The organism is Rathayibacter sp. SD072 (genome assembly GCF_017355185.1).
Classification (GTDB): Bacteria; Actinomycetota; Actinomycetes; order Actinomycetales; family Microbacteriaceae; genus Rathayibacter.
The window spans coordinates 30,264-46,842 of sequence record NZ_JADILJ010000029.1 but is presented as its reverse complement, the minus strand read 5'-3'; the positions used below and the strand labels follow the sequence as shown (position 1 = coordinate 46,842).

Here is a 16,579-nt window from a genome sequence, read left to right as displayed (position 1 = left end):
CACCGAGGCCCGCGGCTTCGCGCTCTACGTCGGCATCGACGAGGCCAAGGCGCGCGCCGCCGGAGTCGACCTCGGCCGCCTCGTCGAGGAGCTCAAGCGCGTCACCGCCCTGATCGCCCCCGACGCCGAGACGTACGCGTCCGTCGCCCTCGCCCCCCAGGGAGCCGGCGGCCGCGACGTCGACGTCGTCCGCCTCGCCCTCCAGGACCCCGCCGCCGTCGCCAAGCGCCGCGCCGAGGCCGAGCCCGACCTCGACCGCGCCCCCGGCGGAGTCGTCATCGACATCTCCCGCAAGCGCGTCATCCTCGACGACGAGACCACCGCCCTCACCTACAAGGAGTTCGAGCTGCTGCAGTACCTCGTCCTCCGCGAGGGCCGCACCATCGAGCGCGCCGAGCTCATCGCCTCCCTCTGGGGAGCCGCCGACGACGACGCCCCCAACGAGCGCACCATCGACGTGCACGTCCGCCGCCTGCGCGCCAAGCTCGGCCGCTACGAGGACATCGTCCGCACCGTCCGCGGCGTCGGCTACCGCTTCGACCGCCACGCCGACGTCGCGATCCGCTACGCGTCCACCCCGAGTCCTGATCTTTTTTGAGGGCGGAGCGCGAGCGCTCCTCCCTCCGCGGTCGGCTTCTCGACGGGTCGAGTACCGCAGAGCGAGGTGCCTTCGGCTCGCTCGAAACGCTGACACGCGTTTCTCGCCCATCGCCTTCGAGACGAGCGGCGGGTCGAGGCGCGAAGCCTGAGGTGCGGCTCCGCCGGCACGCGGTGCGGTGCTTTCTCGTGGGCGGATCACAAGCGCTCCGCCCGCCGCGGTCGGCTTCGCGACGGGTCGAGTACCGCAGAGCGAGGTGCCACCGGCTCGCTCGAAACGCTCGCACGCGTTTCTCGCCCATCGCCTTCGAGACGGGCGGCTGGTCGAGGCGCGAAGCCTGAGGTGCGGCTCCGCCGGCACGGTACCTGTGAGGTGCGGCTTCGCCGGCACGGTTCGCAGAGCACGGTTCGCCGGCAGTCCGGTCGCACCGACGCCGTGTTCAGGTGATCGGGGCGCAGCAGCGCGTTCCTCGGAGAGTCGCCTCGGGCAGCCTGCTCCGAGGGAGGAGAAGCGTTCGGTGGACGGGCGCTCGCTCGCGATCGTGACGGGAGCAGGAGGGCCGACAGCGACGCGGGTGCGGGCGGTCGGCGGCTCGGATCGAGGACCTCGGGCGCGCGTTCCGGAGTGGGGGCGGAAGCGGATGCGGCGTTCAGGGAGATCTCAGGAAATGGCCTCTTGCGGCGTTATCGATCCGTTATATAGTTCAAGAGCGTTAGTCGTTTGCTGTGGCGGCGAAGCGTGGAAGTGATTGCAGGACACTCTTGGTGCAAGGGAATGAAGGCCGGCCGCTCGCCTCAGCGGCCGGCCTTCTGTCGTTCCCGGGCCCGTGCGGTCGCGGCGCTCCGCCGCCCGCGGGACCGAACCCGCACTCGCGCCCCGGAGCAGGGTGGGGACACCGTATCCTGAGCACGACGGAGGAGGTCGGGTGAGTTCGAGACGTGCGGTTGCGGCCTGGGAGTCGCTCTTCCGCGCGCAGGTGCACGTGATGCGGGCGCTCAGCACCGAGTTCCCCTCCAAGGAGATCTCGCTGAACGAGTACGACGTGCTCTTCAACCTCACTCGGCAGCCCGATCGGCGCGCACGCCTCCGCGACCTCAACAAGCACGTGCTGCTCACCCAGCCCAGCGTGAGCCGTCTGATCGACCGGCTGGTCAGCCGCGGACTCGTCGTCAAGAGCGAGGATCCGACCGATGCGCGCGGGACGGTCATCGCGATCACGGACGACGGCTACGACATGTTCCGCCGCGTGGCGCTGCACCACATGGAGACGATCTCGCAGCACGTCGGCGACGCCCTCGACGACGACGAGCTCGACCAGCTCACGGCCCTCTGCGACAAGCTCCGCGACCGCGTCGCCTCCGCCTGACCGGCGGGCTGCCACGGGTCTCCTCCCCAGGCGCGCTCCTCCGCTAGCACTCCACGAACGCGGCGGCCAGCACTTCGCCCCGGTTCCGCTCTCGCGGATCATGGAGACACCATGAGCACCTCCTCCCCCACCCTCGTCTGGCTCCGCGACGATCTGCGCCTCGCTGACAACCCCGCGCTGCGAGCGGCGGTCGATCGCGGCGGGCCGGTGGCGGTCTGCTACGTCCTCGACGACGAGTCGCCCGGCATCCGGCCGCTGGGCGGCGCGGCGCGGTGGTGGCTGCACGGCAGTCTCACCGCTCTGGGCGCCGACCTCGCTGCGCACGGCGGGTCCCTCCTGCTGCGCCGCGGACCCGCCGAGGCCGTGATCCTGCAGCTGGCCGACGAGCTCGGCGCGGGTGCCGTGCACTGGAACCGGCGCTACGGAGGGGCCGAGCGCGCCGTCGACACCGCGGTGAAGGAGGGCCTGCGCTCGCGCGGCATCGAGGCCGAGAGCCACCAGGGCTCGCTGCTGTTCGAGCCGTGGACGGTGCAGACCGGCGGAGGGACGCCCTACTCCGTCTACACGCCCTTCGCGCGCGCCTGCAGGAAGAAGGACGTGCCGCGAGCGCCGCTGCCCCGTCCGCGCTCGATCGACGGCGTCGTCGACCCGGTCGCCTCCGACGACCTGGACGACTGGGAGCTGCTGCCGACCCGGCCCGACTGGGCGGCGGGACTGCGCGAGCGCTGGGTGCCGGGAGAGAAGGCCGCGGCCGATCGTCTGCGCGCCTTCATCGCCGAGCAGCTCGACGACTACTCCGACGGCCGCGACCGCCCGGCCGACGACGCGACGTCGAACCTCTCGGCGCACCTGCGCTGGGGCGAGATCAGCCCGTTCCAGGTCTGGCAGGCCGTCGTCGAGTCGCGGGGAGAGGGGGCGCACCACGAGCAGGGCCGCGAGCGCTTCGCCTCCGAGGTGCTCTGGCGCGAGTTCTGCTACCACCTGCTGTTCCACTGGCCCGACCTCGCGACCGCCAACTTCGACACCCGCTTCGACCGCTTCCCGTGGGCCCACGCGAGTCAGGAGCACCTCGACGCCTGGCACCAGGGCCGCACCGGCTACCCGCTCGTCGACGCCGGCATGCGGGAGCTCTGGCGCACCGGGTACATGCACAACCGGGTGCGGATGGTCACCGCCTCGTTCCTGATCAAGAACATGCTCGTCGACTGGCGCGTGGGCGAGGACTGGTTCTGGGACACCCTCGTCGACGCCGACCCCGCCAGCAATGCCGCGAACTGGCAGTGGGTGGCCGGATCGGGAGCCGACGCCTCGCCGTTCTTCCGGGTGTTCAACCCCGTCACCCAGTCGCACAAGTTCGACCCCGCCGGCGACTACCTGCGCAAGAACATCCCGGAGCTCGCGGCGGTGACCGGCTCCGCGATCCACGAGCCCTGGACCCTCCTGGACACGCTGACCACGGAGGGCGAGGACTACCCCGCGCCGATCCTCGACCTCAAGGAGACCCGGGTGCACGCGCTCGACGCCTTCGCGCGCATCAAGAGCTCGCCGCGCAGCATCGCGCACGTGGACGCCGACTGAAGGAGGCTCCGTCCGGGCCGCGGGGCGGGCCCGGCCCTCAGGCGTCTCCGACCCTCAGTCGTCGCCCGCGGGATCCAGGAGGAGCGCGGGATCCGCGAGCGGGGCGCCGCCACGGCCGGGGGCCCGCAGATCGCGCGCGGGGATGCCGACGAGGACGGCTCCGTCCGGGGCGTCCTTCACGACCACCGCGTTCGCCCCCACGCTGACGTCGGAACCGAGGGCGATCGGGCCCAGCACCACGGCTCCCGCGCCGATCACGACGCGATCGCCGATCGAAGGGTGCCTGCGCTCGCGCGTCGACGACCGTCCGCCGAGGGTGACGCCGTGGTAGATCATGCAGTCGTCGCCGATGCGCGCCGTCTCGCCGATCACGACCCCCATTCCGTGGTCGATGAAGAGGCGTCGGCCGATGGTCGCGGCGGGATGGATCTCGACTCCCGTGGCCGCCCGGGCCGCCTGCGAGAGCAGCCGCGCGGGGAGGCGCAGACCGCTGCGCCACCAGCGGTGCGCGATCCGGTGGAGCCAGACGGCATGCACCCCCGGGTACGAGAGGACGACCTCCGCCGCGCTCCTGGCGGCCGGGTCGCGCCGGCGTGCGGTCCGGACGTCCTCGCGCAGTCGCACGAGGACGCCGGGACCGCGATCGGCGGGGCTCAGCTGCGGAGGTCCTCGTACAGAACGGTCGAGATGTACCGCTCGCCGAAGTCGCAGACGATCGCGACGATGGTCTTCCCCGCGTTCTCGGGCCGCTTCGCGACCTCGAGAGCGGCCCACATGATCGAGCCGGACGAGATGCCGCCGAGGACGCCCTCCCGAGCGGCCATCTCGCGGGCCACCCGGATGGAGTCGTCCAGCGTCACGTCGATGATCTCGTCGTAGACCTCGCGGTCGAGGTTCGCGGGGACGAAGTTGGCGCCGATGCCCTGGATCTTGTGCGGTCCGGCGGTGCCCTGCGTGAGCAGCGGCGAGTCGATCGGCTCGACCCCGATGATCTGCACGCCGGGCTTGCGCTCCTTGAGCACCTGCCCGACTCCGGTGATGGTGCCGCCCGTGCCGATGCCGGCGACGAAGACGTCGACCTCGCCGTCGGTGTCGTCCCAGATCTCCTGGGCGGTCGTACGGCGGTGGACCTCGGGATTGGCGGCGTTCTCGAACTGGCGGGCCAGGATCGCGCCCGGGGTCTCGGCGACGATGGCCTCAGCGCGCTCGACCGCTCCGCGCATGCCCTCGCTGCCGGGGGTGAGCACGATCTCGGCCCCGTACGCGCGCAGCAGGACCCGGCGCTCCACCGACATGGTCTCGGGCATCGCCAGCACGACCCGGTAGCCGCGCGCCGCTCCCACGAGCGCCAGCGCGATGCCCGTGTTACCGCTCGTGCCCTCGACGATGGTGCCGCCGGGGGCCAGCTCGCCAGAGGCCTCCGCCGCGTCGACGATCGCCACGCCGATGCGGTCCTTCACGCTGTTCGCGGGGTTGTAGAACTCGAGCTTGGCGAGCACCCTCGCGCTCTCGGCGCCCGGGAGGCGGTTGATGCGGACGAGCGGGGTGTTGCCGACGAGCTGCGTCACGTCGTCGTGGATGCGTGCCATGGTGTGTGCTTCCTGCCGGAGTGGGGACCGCCCCGGGGGCCCGGGGCCGGCGCTGGTGCCGAGTGGTGCTGGAGCGGTGCGGCCCGTGCGGGGCGCGCTCCCCCCACGATACGGATGCATCGGCTCCGAGGGAGCCCCGGGGCGCCCTTCGGAGGCACCCCTCGGAGGCACCGTCCGGCGCCGCGGCTACCAGGCGGGGACGGCCGCTGTACATCCCCCGCCACTCCGCATCTCGTCCTGGCGGAGGACGCCCTCGGCGGGGGTCGTTCACGTACCATTCTCACGGGGGCACTGCGCGACGGCGCGAGGCTCCGGCCGCCCCTCCCCCTCGACACCCCGCGGCCCCGCCGCGTCGGAAGGACCCCTGCTCCATGGCTCTCCCCACCGCGTCCCGCCGCTCCGACAGGCCGCTGGGGATGTCGCTGCGGGCGGTCATGGGGTTCATCGGCATGAGCGTCGTCGCCGGCGTCCTGATCACGGTCGGGGTGACCCCGGCGCTCGCGCTCACCGGTCTCGCGACGACCAACACGATCGGCATGTTCCAGAACCTGCCGGGCTACATCGACGTCGGCCAGACCATGCAGCGGACCAACGTCTTCGCGGGGGACGGCACCACCCTGCTCGCCTCCGTCTACGACCAGAACCGGGTCGAGGTCGGCTGGGACGAGGTCGCGCAGACCGCGAAGGACGCCGCCGTCGCCGGCGAGGACCCGCGCTTCTACGAGCACGGCGGGATCGACATCCAGGGCACCCTGCGCGCGCTCGCGGTCACCCTCTCGGGCGACGACCTCCAGGGCGGCTCGTCGATCACGCAGCAGTACGTCAAGAACGTCCTCGTGCAGAAGGCGGAGTCGATCGCCGACGAGGCGGAGCGCGCCGCCGCCTACAAGGTCGCGACGGCCCCCACCCCCGAGCGCAAGCTCAAGGAGATGCGCCTGGCGATCGGACTCGAGAAGGAGTACTCGAAGGACGACATCCTCCTCGGCTACCTCAACATCGCCCTCTTCGGCGGCACCGTCTACGGCATCGAAGCCGCCGCGAACTACTACTACGGCATCCCCGCGAGCCAGCTCTCGACCGCCCAGGCCGCCGCACTCCTCGCCATCGTGAACAACCCCGAGAAGTTCCGCTTCGACGACCCGGCGAGCGAGGCGAACGGCGCCGCCAACGGCTACGCCGCCACCAAGGAGCGCCGCGACTACATCCTCACCGAGGAGCTGAAGTACGGGAAGATCGACCAGGCCACCCACGACGCCGCGATCGCCGAGCCCATCACGCCGAACATCACGCAGCCCTCCACCGGCTGCACGACGGCCGGCAACGCCGCGTACTTCTGCGACTACGTGCTCAACGTGCTCCGCAACGACGAGGTCTTCGGAGCGACCGACGACGAGCGCTACGCGAAGATCCGCCGCGGCGGCTACGACGTCGTCACGACGCTCGACCTCGACATCCAGCAGGTCTCGCAGGCCGCTCTGAACGCCTACGTGCCTCAGACCGACCCGCGCTTCGAGGTGGGAGCGACCGCCTCGAGCGTCGAGGCCCGCACCGGCCGCGTGCTCTCGATGGTCCAGAACACCGTCTACAGCCAGGACCCCGAGGTTCTGGCCGCCTCGCCCGGCACGAGCGCCGTGAACCTCAACGTCGACGAGGCGATGAGCGGCAACCGCGGTGTCCAGACGGGCTCCACCTACAAGGTGTTCACCCTGGCCAACTGGCTGACCGCCGGCCACACCCTCAACGAGAGCTTCCCCTCCCCGACCTCCGGCTTCCGCAGCTACCCGCAGAAGTGCAACATCGCCGAGGACGGGGTCACGGTCCCCGTCCCCTTCTACCGCCCGAAGAACGACGCCCCCTCCGACAACCGCGAGTCGATGAGCGCCGTCACCGCGACGCAGGGGTCGATCAACACGGGCTTCATGGGCATGGCGCACCAGCTCGACCTCTGCGACATCCGGACGACCGCCGAGGCGTTCGGCATGCACACCGCGACGAACACCGAGCTGTGGTCGACCCCGTCCACCGTGCTGGGGACGAACACCATCGCCCCGCTCACGGTCGCCGGCGCCTACGCGGGCATCGCGAACGACGGAGTCGCCTGCGACCCGATCGTGATCGACCGCATCACGGGGGCCGACGGCGCTCCGGTGGCCGTGCCCGCCGCGGACTGCGCCCCCGCCGTCTCGCCGGAGGTCGCCCACGGCATGCAGTACGCCATGCAGCGCGTCATGACGTCCGGCACGGGAGTGTCCTCGAATCCCGACGACGGGATCGAGCACATCGGCAAGACCGGCACCACCGACGACGCCGCCGACGTCTGGACCGCGGGCGCCAGCCGCTCCGCCTCGCTCGCCGTCTGGGTCGGCAGCATCAACGGCTTCGAGGACGGCGAGAAGATCAACCTGCGCCAGGTCAGGATCACCGGGGAGAAGGGCAGCATCCAGGCCGCTCAGGCGCGTCACGCGATCTTCCGTCCGATCATGACCGCGCTCGACTCGAAGTACGGCGGCGACGACTTCATCGATCCGCCCTCATCGATGCTGGCCTCCTCCTCGCGGGCGGCCTCGGTCACCGAGGTGCCCGACGTCTCGGGCCGCACCGTCGAGGAGGCGACCGCGATCCTCCAGGCGTCCGGCTTCACCGCGGGCCACCAGGAGATCGTCGACTCCACGACCGTCCCGGCCGGATCGGTCGTCTGGACGACCCCGAGCGCCGGCCAGGACGCGGTCGACGGCGCGGTGATCCCCCTGCAGATCAGCTCGGGCGAGGAGCCCGCCAACACGAGCGACGTCGGCGACGTGGACGGCGACCTGGTCTTCGACTGATCCGGGCGGGCGCGCTCCGTCGAGCGCAGCGCGCCTCCCCGAGCCGCTCCGGCACCTCGCCTACAGTGCTGGAGCAGCGAGAGGAACGATCCTGAAGCGACCCAACGTCCCCGTCTTCCAGCCCCGTCGAACCGTCCACGGAGCTCTCGGCGCGCTGATCGGATTCGTGATCGTCAGCGTCCTCGCCGGTCTCCTCGCGACGATCGCGGTCGCTCCCGCCGTGGCCCTCACGGGTGCGGCGACGTCGGGCACGATCTCGGCGTTCCAGTCGCTGCCGAGCTACCTCGAGGTCGGCGAGCTGATGCAGAAGACGGACGTCTACGCGGGCGACCCGGAGGATCCGACGCTCCTCGCCTCCTTCTACGACCAGAACCGCATCGAGGTCTCGGCCGACCGGATCGCCGCTCCCGTGAAGGACGCGCTGGTCGCCAGCGAGGATCCGCGCTTCTACGACCACGGCGGCATCGACCTGCAGGGCACGCTGCGCGCGATAGCGAGCACCTACATCCTCAACAGCGACACCCAGGGCGGCTCGTCGATCACGCAGCAGTACGTCAAGAACGTGCTCGTGCAGAAGGCGGAGTCGATCAGCGACCCGGACGAGCGCGCGACGGCGTACGCCGAGGCGACGGCGACGACCGGCGAGCGCAAGCTGAAGGAGATGCGCCTGGCGATCGGACTCGAGAAGGAGTACTCGAAGGACGACATCCTCCTCGGTTACCTCAACATCGCCCTCTTCGGCGGCACCGTCTACGGCATCGAGGCCGCCGCGAACTACTACTACGGCATCCCCGCGAGCGAGCTCTCGACCGCCCAGGCCGCCGCACTCCTCGCCATCGTGAACAACCCCGAGAAGTTCCGCTTCGACCGGCCGGACGACGCCGAGAACGGCGAGGCGAACGGCTACGCCCTCACGACCGCCCGCCGGGACTACATCCTGGACCGGATGCTCGAGGCCGGCTCGCTCGACCGGTCGGAGCACGACGCGGCGCGAGCCGAGCCGATCCTGCCCTCGATCACCCCGCCCTCGACCGGGTGCCGCACGGCCGGCGACGCCGCCTACTTCTGCGACTACGTCTCCCACGTCCTACGCGACGACCCGGCCCTCGGCGACACCGATGACGAGCGCTACGCAGCGATCAAGCGGGGAGGCCTGAAGGTCTACACCACGATCGACCTCGATCTGCAGAAGGAGGCGCAGGCCGCGATCGACGCGCAGGTGCCCTCCTCCGACCCGCGCTTCGACGTCGGGGCGACGGCGGTCGCGGTGCAGGCGGGCACGGGCGCGATCCTGTCGATGGCGCAGAACAAGCGCTTCAGCCAGGACCCCGACGTCATCGCCTCGAGCCCCGAGTACTCCGCGCTCAATCTCAACGTCGGCGCCGCCCAGGGCGGCGGGTCCGGATTCCAGACCGGATCGATCTACAAGGTCTTCACGCTCGCCGAATGGCTGCGGACCGGGCACACCCTGACCGAGGAGTTCGACTCGAAGCGGAAGAACTGGACGGGCTTCACCGACAGCTGCAACGGCACGCAGAACTACCCGGCGTACAACCCCAAGAACGCCGGCGACGGCTTCTACACCGACACCCAGACGGCGCTGCAGTCGACCGTCTACTCGCTGAACTCCGGGTTCACCGGGATGTCGCACCTCCTGGACCTGTGCGGGATCCGCAAGACGGCGGAGGCCTTCGGCGTGCAGCGCGCCGACGGGGACCCCCTGGTCCAGAGCGCCGGTGCGGTGCTGGGCACGAACGAGGTCTCGCCGCTGTCGATGGCCACCGCGTTCGCGGGCATCGGCAACGACGGCACCACCTGCACCCCGGTCGCCATCACCGCCATCGTCGGTCCCGACGGGTCCTCGATCGCCCCGCCGGAGTCGGTCTGCACGCGCTCGGTGTCGACCGAGGTCGCGCACGGCATGCAGTACGCGCTGCAGAAGGTGGTGTCGGACGGCACGGCGATCGCATCCGATCCCGACGACGGCGTCGCGCACATCGCCAAGACCGGCACCACGGACGGGGCCGCGAGCACGTGGACCGTCGGCGCCTCGAGCACCACCTCGCTCGCCGTCTGGGTGGGGAGCATCTCGCCGCTGTCCCCGGAGGGCGACTGGATGAACCTCGACGTCATCTCGTTCCCGAGCGGGGGTGCGGAGGGCGCGCGGCACCGGATCTGGAAGCCGCTCATGACCGGGATCGACGCGCGCTACGGCGGCTCCGACTTCGCGCCTGCCGATCCGTCGGTGATCGAGGCACCGCGCCTGACGGTCCCGGACCTGGTCGGCCGCACCGCGGAGAGCGCCACGGCCGCGCTGGACGCCGCGGGCTTCACTCCGGGATCAGCGGTGCAGGTCGAGTCGTCGGCGCCGGCGGGGACCGTGGCGGGCACCGTGCCCGCCGCCGGCTCGTCGATCGTCAAGGGAGCGCAGGTGCAGGTGCAGGTGAGCACGGGGACGGCTCCGGCGCCGCCCGGCGCGATGCCCTAGGACGACCGGGGCGGAACGGCGCTCCGGCTACGGTCGCGGGCGGGCACCGCCAGCAGCAGCACCGCGGCGACCAGCACGGCGACGCCGACCACCGCGTCGGCCGTGAGCCGCTCGCTGAGCAGGGCCACGCCCAGGAGGGTCGCGGTGGCCGGCTCGACCAGCGTCAGCGTCGAGACGGTCGCGGCCGGCAGCACGCGGAGGCCGCGCGCGAAGAACGTGTAGGCGAGGGCGACGGTGACGACCCCGAGCCAGAGGACGGCGGGGAGCGCCGGCGCGAGACGGGACGGATCGCCCGCGAGCAGCACGGGCAGCGACAGGAGCGCCGCTGCTCCGAACTGGGCCCCCATCGCCGCGGCAGGAGTGAACCCGCGCTCGAGCAGGAGCTTGCCGCAGACGGCGTACAGGGCGTAGGAGGCGCCGGCCCCCGCCGACCCGAGCAGCCCCGGCACCGAGACGCCCGCGGAGCCGCCCTGCGTCAGGAGGCCGGCCAGCAGCACCACTCCGACCGCCGCGAGGGCGGTGGAGGCGAACCAGCGGGCGCTGGGCACGGTGCGCAGGACCAGCCACTCGAGCAGCCCGGTGAAGGCCGGGGCCGAGCCGAGCGCGACGATGGTGCCGACGGCCACTCCGTTCTCGGACGTGCCCGTGAAGAAGGCGGGCTGGTAGGCCGCCACGCCCAGGGCGCCGAGCAGCACGAGCAGGAGCGTCGCCCGTGTCGGCCGCGCGAGCCGTCGCGAGCGCAGGGCCTCGACTCCGAGGAGGAGGGCGAGCAGCGCACCGCCGAGGACGATGCGCGCGGCGCCCAGCAGCAGCGGATCCGTGCCGGAGGCACCGAGCGCCTGGGCGGTGCCGGTGGTCCCGAAGCAGACGGCGGCGAACACCACCGCGGCGATCGCCGACGTGCGCGTGGTCATCCGGGCCCCGTTCCCGCGTCGGTCGACGCGTCCGCCCAGTCTCCCAGGACGCCCGTCCTCCGCCGTCGCCGTGAACCGGCTCGCCGGTTTCCCAGGATCCCGGCCCCCGGTCGGCGGAGGATGAGGGGTAGCGTCGACGGGGTCGGCAGGAGGGGCGGGACATGGGGATCGCGGAACCGTTCGACGTCGAGGACTACAGCAGGAGTGCGCACGGCAGCCTCCGTGACGACTTCTCGCTCCGCGAGTTCGAGGAGGTCCCGCTCGACCGCGAGGCCATCGTCGCGACCGCCTACCTCCGCGCCCTCGAGCACGCGATCGTCGCGCGGGTCCTGCCCGTCGCGCGGACGCATCCGGACGCCCGCGTGCGCGGCTTCGCGAGCGCCTGGGCCGCTGAGCGGCACCGCATCGCCGATGCCCTGGGCGACGTGCTGACGGCCTCGCCGCGCATCCGCGGGATCGAGACCCGGCCTCCCGAGCCGATCGCCGCCCCCTCCGCTCTGCGGGCACGGGTCGCGGGCCTGCTGCCCGGCCCGGTCGCCCTCGTGCTCGCCGTGGACGCGCACGTCTCGCTGCACGCGTACCGTCGCCTCGCCCGCCTCTCGCTGCACCCGGAGATGGAGCGCCTCGCGGACGCCGTGACCGGGATCCTCGAGCGCCACGCGGACTTCTTCGGCGAGCTCGCGGCGTCGCGGCTGGGTCGCCCGCTTCCCGGTCGGATCGCGGCCGCCGCTCTCCTGCTGACGCTCCGGCTCCCGATCGGCGAGGCCGATCTGCCCGAGCCGCTCGCCCGCGAGGGGCGCGAGCTGGTCTTCGGCCGCGACGACGGGGGCCTGGACCGCATCGACGCGGCGGTCACGGGGGCGTTCTGCCTGCCCTGCAGCGCGGCCCAGCGGCTCGCGCAGCCGCACCGCGCCCCGTCCCTCCGTGCCGCGGCGGCCCTCGGCCGGCGGGCTGCCGACGTCGTGCACGCGGTGCGCAGCGCACGCGAGGCCGCGGAGCAGGCCCGCGGCTGATCCCGGCAGGGTCCACGGCCCCCGCAGCCCGACGTCATCCCGCTGTCACACGGACGGGGTACGGTGTGCGCCGGGGAACGGAGGGCGTGTGGCACGACTGCTGCGCTCGGCGCGCCGGATCGCTCTCGTGGCGGCCCTCGTCCTCGGTCTCGTGGTCGTCGCGGGGTTGCCCGTCTACGTCCTCCCCTCCGTCGACGCGGTGCCGGAGCGCGCCGATGCGGTGCTCGTCCTCGGCCCGCCGACCCGCGCTCGCACCGACCTCGGCCGGGAGCTCGTGCGCGAGGGCGTCGCCGACACCCTCGTGATCTCGGTCTGGCCCTCCGACCTCGCCGCGGATCCGGACGAGCGCGACGTCGTCGCGTGCGACGAGCCGGGGATGCGCGTGGAGTGCTTCACCGCCGACCCCGGCACCACGCAGGGCGAGGCGCGCGCGCTCGCCGACGAGGCGCGCGCCGAGGACTGGGCATCGGTCGTCGTCGTGACCCAGACCCCGCACATCACCCGGGCGCGGATGCTGCTCGAGCGCTGCTGGCCGGGCGAGGTGCTGATGGTCAGCTCCGGCGAGCCGTACACGCTCGGCGCGTGGGCCTACGAGTACGCCTACCAGACCGCGGGATTCGCCAAGGCGTTCGCGACTCCCGACTGCTGAGCCCCGGGAGGCCTCGCCGCGGGCCGCTACCCGAGGAGCTCGCGCACGTCCTCGGCCGTGATGCCGCCCGTTGCCGCCGCACCGTCGTCGGACATGACCGCGGCGAACAGGGCGGCCTTCGCCTCCTTGAGCGCCATCACCTTCTCCTCGATCGTGTCCTTCGCCACGAGGCGGTAGACCATGACCGAGCGGGTCTGGCCGATGCGGTGCGCGCGGTCGACGGCCTGCGACTCCGTCGCCGGGTTCCACCACGGGTCGAGCAGGATGCAGTAGTCGGCCTCGGTGAGGTTCAGGCCGAAGCCGCCGGCCTTGAGCGAGATGAGGAACACGCCCGCCTCGCCGGAGCGGAAGCGGTCGATCACCTCGTCGCGCTTCTTCGTGGCGCCGTCGAGGTAGGCGTACTCGATGCCGGCCCCGTCCAGACGGTCGCGCACCCGGCCGAGGAAGCGGGTGAACTGGCTGAAGACCAGCACGCGGTGCCCCTCCGAGAGGGCGTCGGCGAGCAGCTCGTCGAGCAGGTCGAGCTTGGTCGAGGGCACGGTGGCGTGCGCCTCGTCGACCAGCGCCGCATCGAGGGCGACCTGCCGCAGCACGGTGAGCGCACGGAAGATCGCGAAGCGGTTCTTCTCGAAATCGCCGATGAGGCCCAGCACCCGCTGCCGCTCACGGGCGAGGTAGGTGTCGTAGACCTTCCGCTGCCGGGTGCCGAGCTCGACCTCGATGGTCTGCTCCTGCTTGGGCGGCAGCTCGGTCGCGACGAGCTCCTTCGTGCGGCGCAGCATCAGCGGGCGGATGCGGCGGCGCAGCTGCGTGAGGCGCTCGGTGTCGGCCTCCCGCTCGATCGGCTTCTGGTAGTACTCCGCGAAGCCCGCGGGTGAGGGGAAGAGGCCGGGCGCCACGATGGAGAGCAGAGACCACAGCTCCATCACGTTGTTCTCCATCGGGGTGCCCGTGATGGCGAGCTTGAACGGCACGTCGAGCCGGCGCGCGAGCTGATGCGTCGCCGACTGGCGGTTCTTCACGAACTGCGCCTCGTCGAGCATCAACCCGGCCCAGCGGATGCCCGCGTACGACTCGTAGTCGAGGCGGAAGAGGGCGTAGGAGGTGACGACGAGCTCGGCCTCGCCGATGGTGGTCGACAGGGCGCGCCGCTTCTTCTTCGACGTCTCGTCGATGCCGACCACGGTCAGCCCGGGGGCGAACCGCTTGGCCTCGCCGACCCAGTTCGGCACGACGCTGGTCGGCGCGATCACGAGGAAGGGCCGCGGCGACGTGCCGGCGTCTCCCGCCGCGGCGCGCTGCTCCTGCATCGCGCGGGCGATGAGGGCGAGCGACTGCACGGTCTTGCCGAGCCCCATGTCGTCGGCGAGGACTCCGCCGAGCTGGTTGTCGTAGAGGAAGGAGAGCCAGTCGTAGCCGAGCTGCTGGTAGGGCCGCAGCTCGACCTGGAAGCCGTCGGGCAGGGGCCGCGACTCGAGCGCACCGGTGGCGGTGAAGCCCGAGAGGCCCTCGACGGCGCGGCGCCATGCGGCGGCCTGCGCCTCGACGACGCCGAGCTCGACCAGCTCGTCCCAGAGCGACGACTGGAAGCGGCTGATGCGCAGCGTCTCGCCCGGGTCGTCCGAGAGCTCGCGCGCCTCGGCGATCAGCTCGCGCAGGCGCCCGAAGCGCTCGTCGTCGAGGGCGAAGTAGACGCCGCTGGGCAGGACCATGTACTCGTCGCCGCGGGCCAGCGCGAGGAAGATCTCGGCGAGCGGGACCGCTTCGTCATTGACGGTGACCGAGATCTCGAGGTTGAACCAGTCGCGGCTGTCGGGCTGGGCCACGGTCTGCACGGCGACGACGGGCGCGGTCTCGGCCTCGCGGTACTCCACGCGCTCGCCGATCTCCTCGATCTCGACCGTGCCGAGCTCGCGGAGCCGCTCGACCTCGCCCGTGAGGAATCCGACGGTCTGCATGCCGCGCAGATCGAACGTGGGCCGCAGCCGCCTGCTCGAGGCCGAGACGAGGGCCGGGGTGGACTCGGGGTCGATGCCGGCGGCGACGAGCGAGTCCAGGACCCGCTGCTCCGCGTCGGGGTCGCGGTAGCCGGTCTCGCCGTCGATCCGCAGCGGGAGGCGCTCGGCGTCGACTCCGCGGGCGCCCTCGACGCCGTAGCGCCACCACCACGAGCCGCGCAGGCCCGCGCCGTCGGTGTGCTCGAGCGTCAGTCCGAGCCGCGGCTCGGGCACGGGCGGCGCCTCGAACGAGCCGTCGCGCGAGACGATCGCGAACAGGCGGTGCAGTCGCTGGTAGTGCTCGGTCAGGAACGCCGCCTCCTCCTGCTCGGGGATGCGGATGGGCTCGCGGCTCCAGAGGAACGTGCGGGCGGAGGAGAGCAGCGGCGCCGCGAACGGCACGAGCGTGACGGGGCGCGCGCGCAGCTCGTCGCCGGGCTCCCACAGGTAGAGGCCGACGGCGGGGTCGCCGATGAAGCCGAACTCCTCGGGCGCGGGGGTGTCGCCGATGGCCACGAGCGAGCGCAGCTCGAGGCCGCCCGCCGTGCGGGTGACGTCGATCGAGGCGGTGGCCGTGGTGTCGAGGATGCGCAGCGGAGTCTGGTCGCGGTCGCCCATGACCAGGCCGATGCCGGCGCGGACGGCGCCGTGCAGCGCGGCCCAGATGGCCTCGCTCCGGCAGCCGTCGAGGTAGAGCCAGGTGTCGGGCGAGTAGTAGCTCGACGCGCTGTGCCCCGAGAGCAGCCCCTGGATCTCGCGGACGACGTCGATCTGCCGCTCGTCGTAGTCGTGGCTGTAGTGCAGGTAGCCGAGGTCGCGCCAGCTGGTGCCGGTGCGGACCCAGCGGTCGCGGTCGCCCATCCGCACCGGGCGCACGCCCAGTCGGGGGCGCGGCTCGGGCGGCGGCCGGTAGCTGTTGTAGCGGCCGGGCGGGCGCCGCACCGGCTCGCCGGGGAGCAGCTCGAACTGCAGGCCGAGCGGGATGCCGGAGCGCGACCGCTCCATGCCCGCGAGCAGCGGTGCCAGCGCGCTGCGCCACTCCGGCACCGCGTCGGCGCCGGTCTCGCCGGCGAACGGACCGGCGAGGCCGCCCTCGCGCTCGCGGCGCAGCGCCTCGACGAGCACCGCGGCGACGTGCTTGCACTCGTGCTTGACCGGGCAGCTGCAGGCGCCGCCGAGGAGGATCGAGCGCCCCCCGTCCTCGCGCAGCTGCACGCTGACCGCGTAGGGCGAGCGGCCGGAGCCGCGGACCTGGCCGAACAGGCGCGTGCGCCCGCCGAACCACTGCAGCTCGCCGACCCGGCCCTCGTCGGCGTAGGCGGTGCCCTTCTCGAAGGCGGCGGTGCCGACGAGCGCGCGGATGTCCTGCTCGGAGAACGGCTCCTGGGGCTCGGGGGTCTCCGGCGGAGCGGGCGCGGCCGAGGGCTGCGCGTCGCTCGAGGGACTCCGGCGGGCCATGGACCTCATGCTCTCCGCGCTCCGAACGGAACGCATCCGTCCATTCAACCCGATTCCGGGGCGCTCGCGAGCCGCGGGCCGGGATCCGTGGACGCGCGGCGCCT

Annotated in this window: 11 protein-coding genes; 7 read left to right on the top strand and 4 right to left on the bottom strand. The window is 72.4% G+C overall.

Translation table 11 applies throughout. The annotated features are described in order from the left end of the window. From IOC53_RS12285 to IOC53_RS12275, 3 genes are all read left to right on the top strand, one after another. A partial coding sequence (locus IOC53_RS12285; protein WP_207406110.1) for a winged helix-turn-helix domain-containing protein occupies positions 1–598 on the top strand: 598 nt, incomplete at its 5' end. 985 nt (positions 599–1,583) lie between these two features. Further along, positions 1,584–1,964 (top strand): MarR family winged helix-turn-helix transcriptional regulator, encoded by a 381-nt coding sequence (locus IOC53_RS12280; RefSeq protein WP_207406123.1) that lies wholly within the window; start codon positions 1,584–1,586, stop codon positions 1,962–1,964. A 111-nt stretch (positions 1,965–2,075) separates the two neighbouring features. Next, a complete protein-coding gene (locus tag IOC53_RS12275) occupies positions 2,076–3,542 on the top strand; it encodes a deoxyribodipyrimidine photo-lyase (RefSeq protein WP_207406108.1) in 1,467 nt (488 codons plus the stop codon). A 54-nt stretch (positions 3,543–3,596) separates the two neighbouring features. Here IOC53_RS12275 and epsC read toward each other — a convergent pair whose 3' ends face one another. Further along, entirely contained in the window at positions 3,597–4,199 is a 603-nt protein-coding gene (epsC, locus tag IOC53_RS12270) for a serine O-acetyltransferase EpsC (protein ID WP_207406120.1), read from the bottom strand. Further along, positions 4,196–5,131 carry a cysteine synthase A gene (gene cysK / locus IOC53_RS12265; protein ID WP_207406106.1) on the bottom strand — a complete coding sequence of 312 codons (936 nt, stop codon included), beginning with the start codon at positions 5,129–5,131 and terminating at the stop codon, positions 4,196–4,198. The genes epsC and cysK overlap by 4 nt, the downstream gene beginning before the upstream one ends. A 371-nt stretch (positions 5,132–5,502) precedes the next feature. On the opposite strand from cysK, the gene IOC53_RS12260 reads away from it, so the two are divergent. Together IOC53_RS12260 and IOC53_RS12255 are read left to right on the top strand one after the other, a co-directional pair. Further along, positions 5,503–7,956, top strand: a complete 2,454-nt coding sequence (locus IOC53_RS12260; RefSeq protein WP_207406104.1) for a transglycosylase domain-containing protein — start codon at positions 5,503–5,505, stop codon at positions 7,954–7,956. Positions 7,957–8,122: 166 nt separating this feature from the next. Next, positions 8,123–10,444, top strand: coding sequence for a transglycosylase domain-containing protein (locus IOC53_RS12255; RefSeq protein WP_207406100.1), 2,322 nt, complete (start codon positions 8,123–8,125; stop codon positions 10,442–10,444). Here the strand turns inward: IOC53_RS12255 and IOC53_RS12250 are convergent. After that, positions 10,441–11,358: a DMT family transporter gene (locus IOC53_RS12250; RefSeq protein ID WP_207406098.1), complete on the bottom strand. Its 918-nt coding sequence runs from the start codon at positions 11,356–11,358 to the stop codon at positions 10,441–10,443. The genes IOC53_RS12255 and IOC53_RS12250 overlap by 4 nt on opposite strands. Before the next feature lie 161 nt (positions 11,359–11,519). Here IOC53_RS12250 and IOC53_RS12245 point away from each other — a divergent pair, with 161 nt between their 5' ends. Together IOC53_RS12245 and IOC53_RS12240 are read left to right on the top strand one after the other, a co-directional pair. Then, positions 11,520–12,371, top strand: a complete 852-nt coding sequence (locus tag IOC53_RS12245) for a hypothetical protein (RefSeq protein ID WP_207406096.1) — start codon at positions 11,520–11,522, stop codon at positions 12,369–12,371. Positions 12,372–12,459: 88 nt separating this feature from the next. After that, positions 12,460–13,020, top strand: a complete 561-nt coding sequence (locus tag IOC53_RS12240; protein WP_207406094.1) for a YdcF family protein — start codon at positions 12,460–12,462, stop codon at positions 13,018–13,020. Between the two features lie 26 nt (positions 13,021–13,046). Here the strand turns inward: IOC53_RS12240 and IOC53_RS12235 are convergent, their stop codons facing one another. Continuing rightward, a complete protein-coding gene (locus IOC53_RS12235; protein WP_207406093.1) occupies positions 13,047–16,475 on the bottom strand; it encodes a DEAD/DEAH box helicase in 3,429 nt (1,142 codons plus the stop codon). Positions 16,476–16,579: the final 104 nt, after the last annotated feature.

What these genes read in the sequence shown, in the direction of transcription:
- IOC53_RS12275 (WP_207406108.1), top strand. Translation starts at nt 2,076, where the DNA reads ATGAGCACCTCCTCCCCCACCCTCGTCTGGCTCCGCGACGATCTGCGC.
- IOC53_RS12250 (WP_207406098.1), bottom strand. Translation starts at nt 11,358, where the DNA reads ATGACCACGCGCACGTCGGCGATCGCCGCGGTGGTGTTCGCCGCCGTC.
- IOC53_RS12245 (WP_207406096.1), top strand. Translation starts at nt 11,520, where the DNA reads ATGGGGATCGCGGAACCGTTCGACGTCGAGGACTACAGCAGGAGTGCG.
- IOC53_RS12260 (WP_207406104.1), top strand. Translation starts at nt 5,503, where the DNA reads ATGGCTCTCCCCACCGCGTCCCGCCGCTCCGACAGGCCGCTGGGGATG.
- cysK (WP_207406106.1), bottom strand. Translation starts at nt 5,131, where the DNA reads ATGGCACGCATCCACGACGACGTGACGCAGCTCGTCGGCAACACCCCG.
- IOC53_RS12235 (WP_207406093.1), bottom strand. Translation starts at nt 16,475, where the DNA reads ATGGCCCGCCGGAGTCCCTCGAGCGACGCGCAGCCCTCGGCCGCGCCC.
- IOC53_RS12280 (WP_207406123.1), top strand. Translation starts at nt 1,584, where the DNA reads ATGCGGGCGCTCAGCACCGAGTTCCCCTCCAAGGAGATCTCGCTGAAC.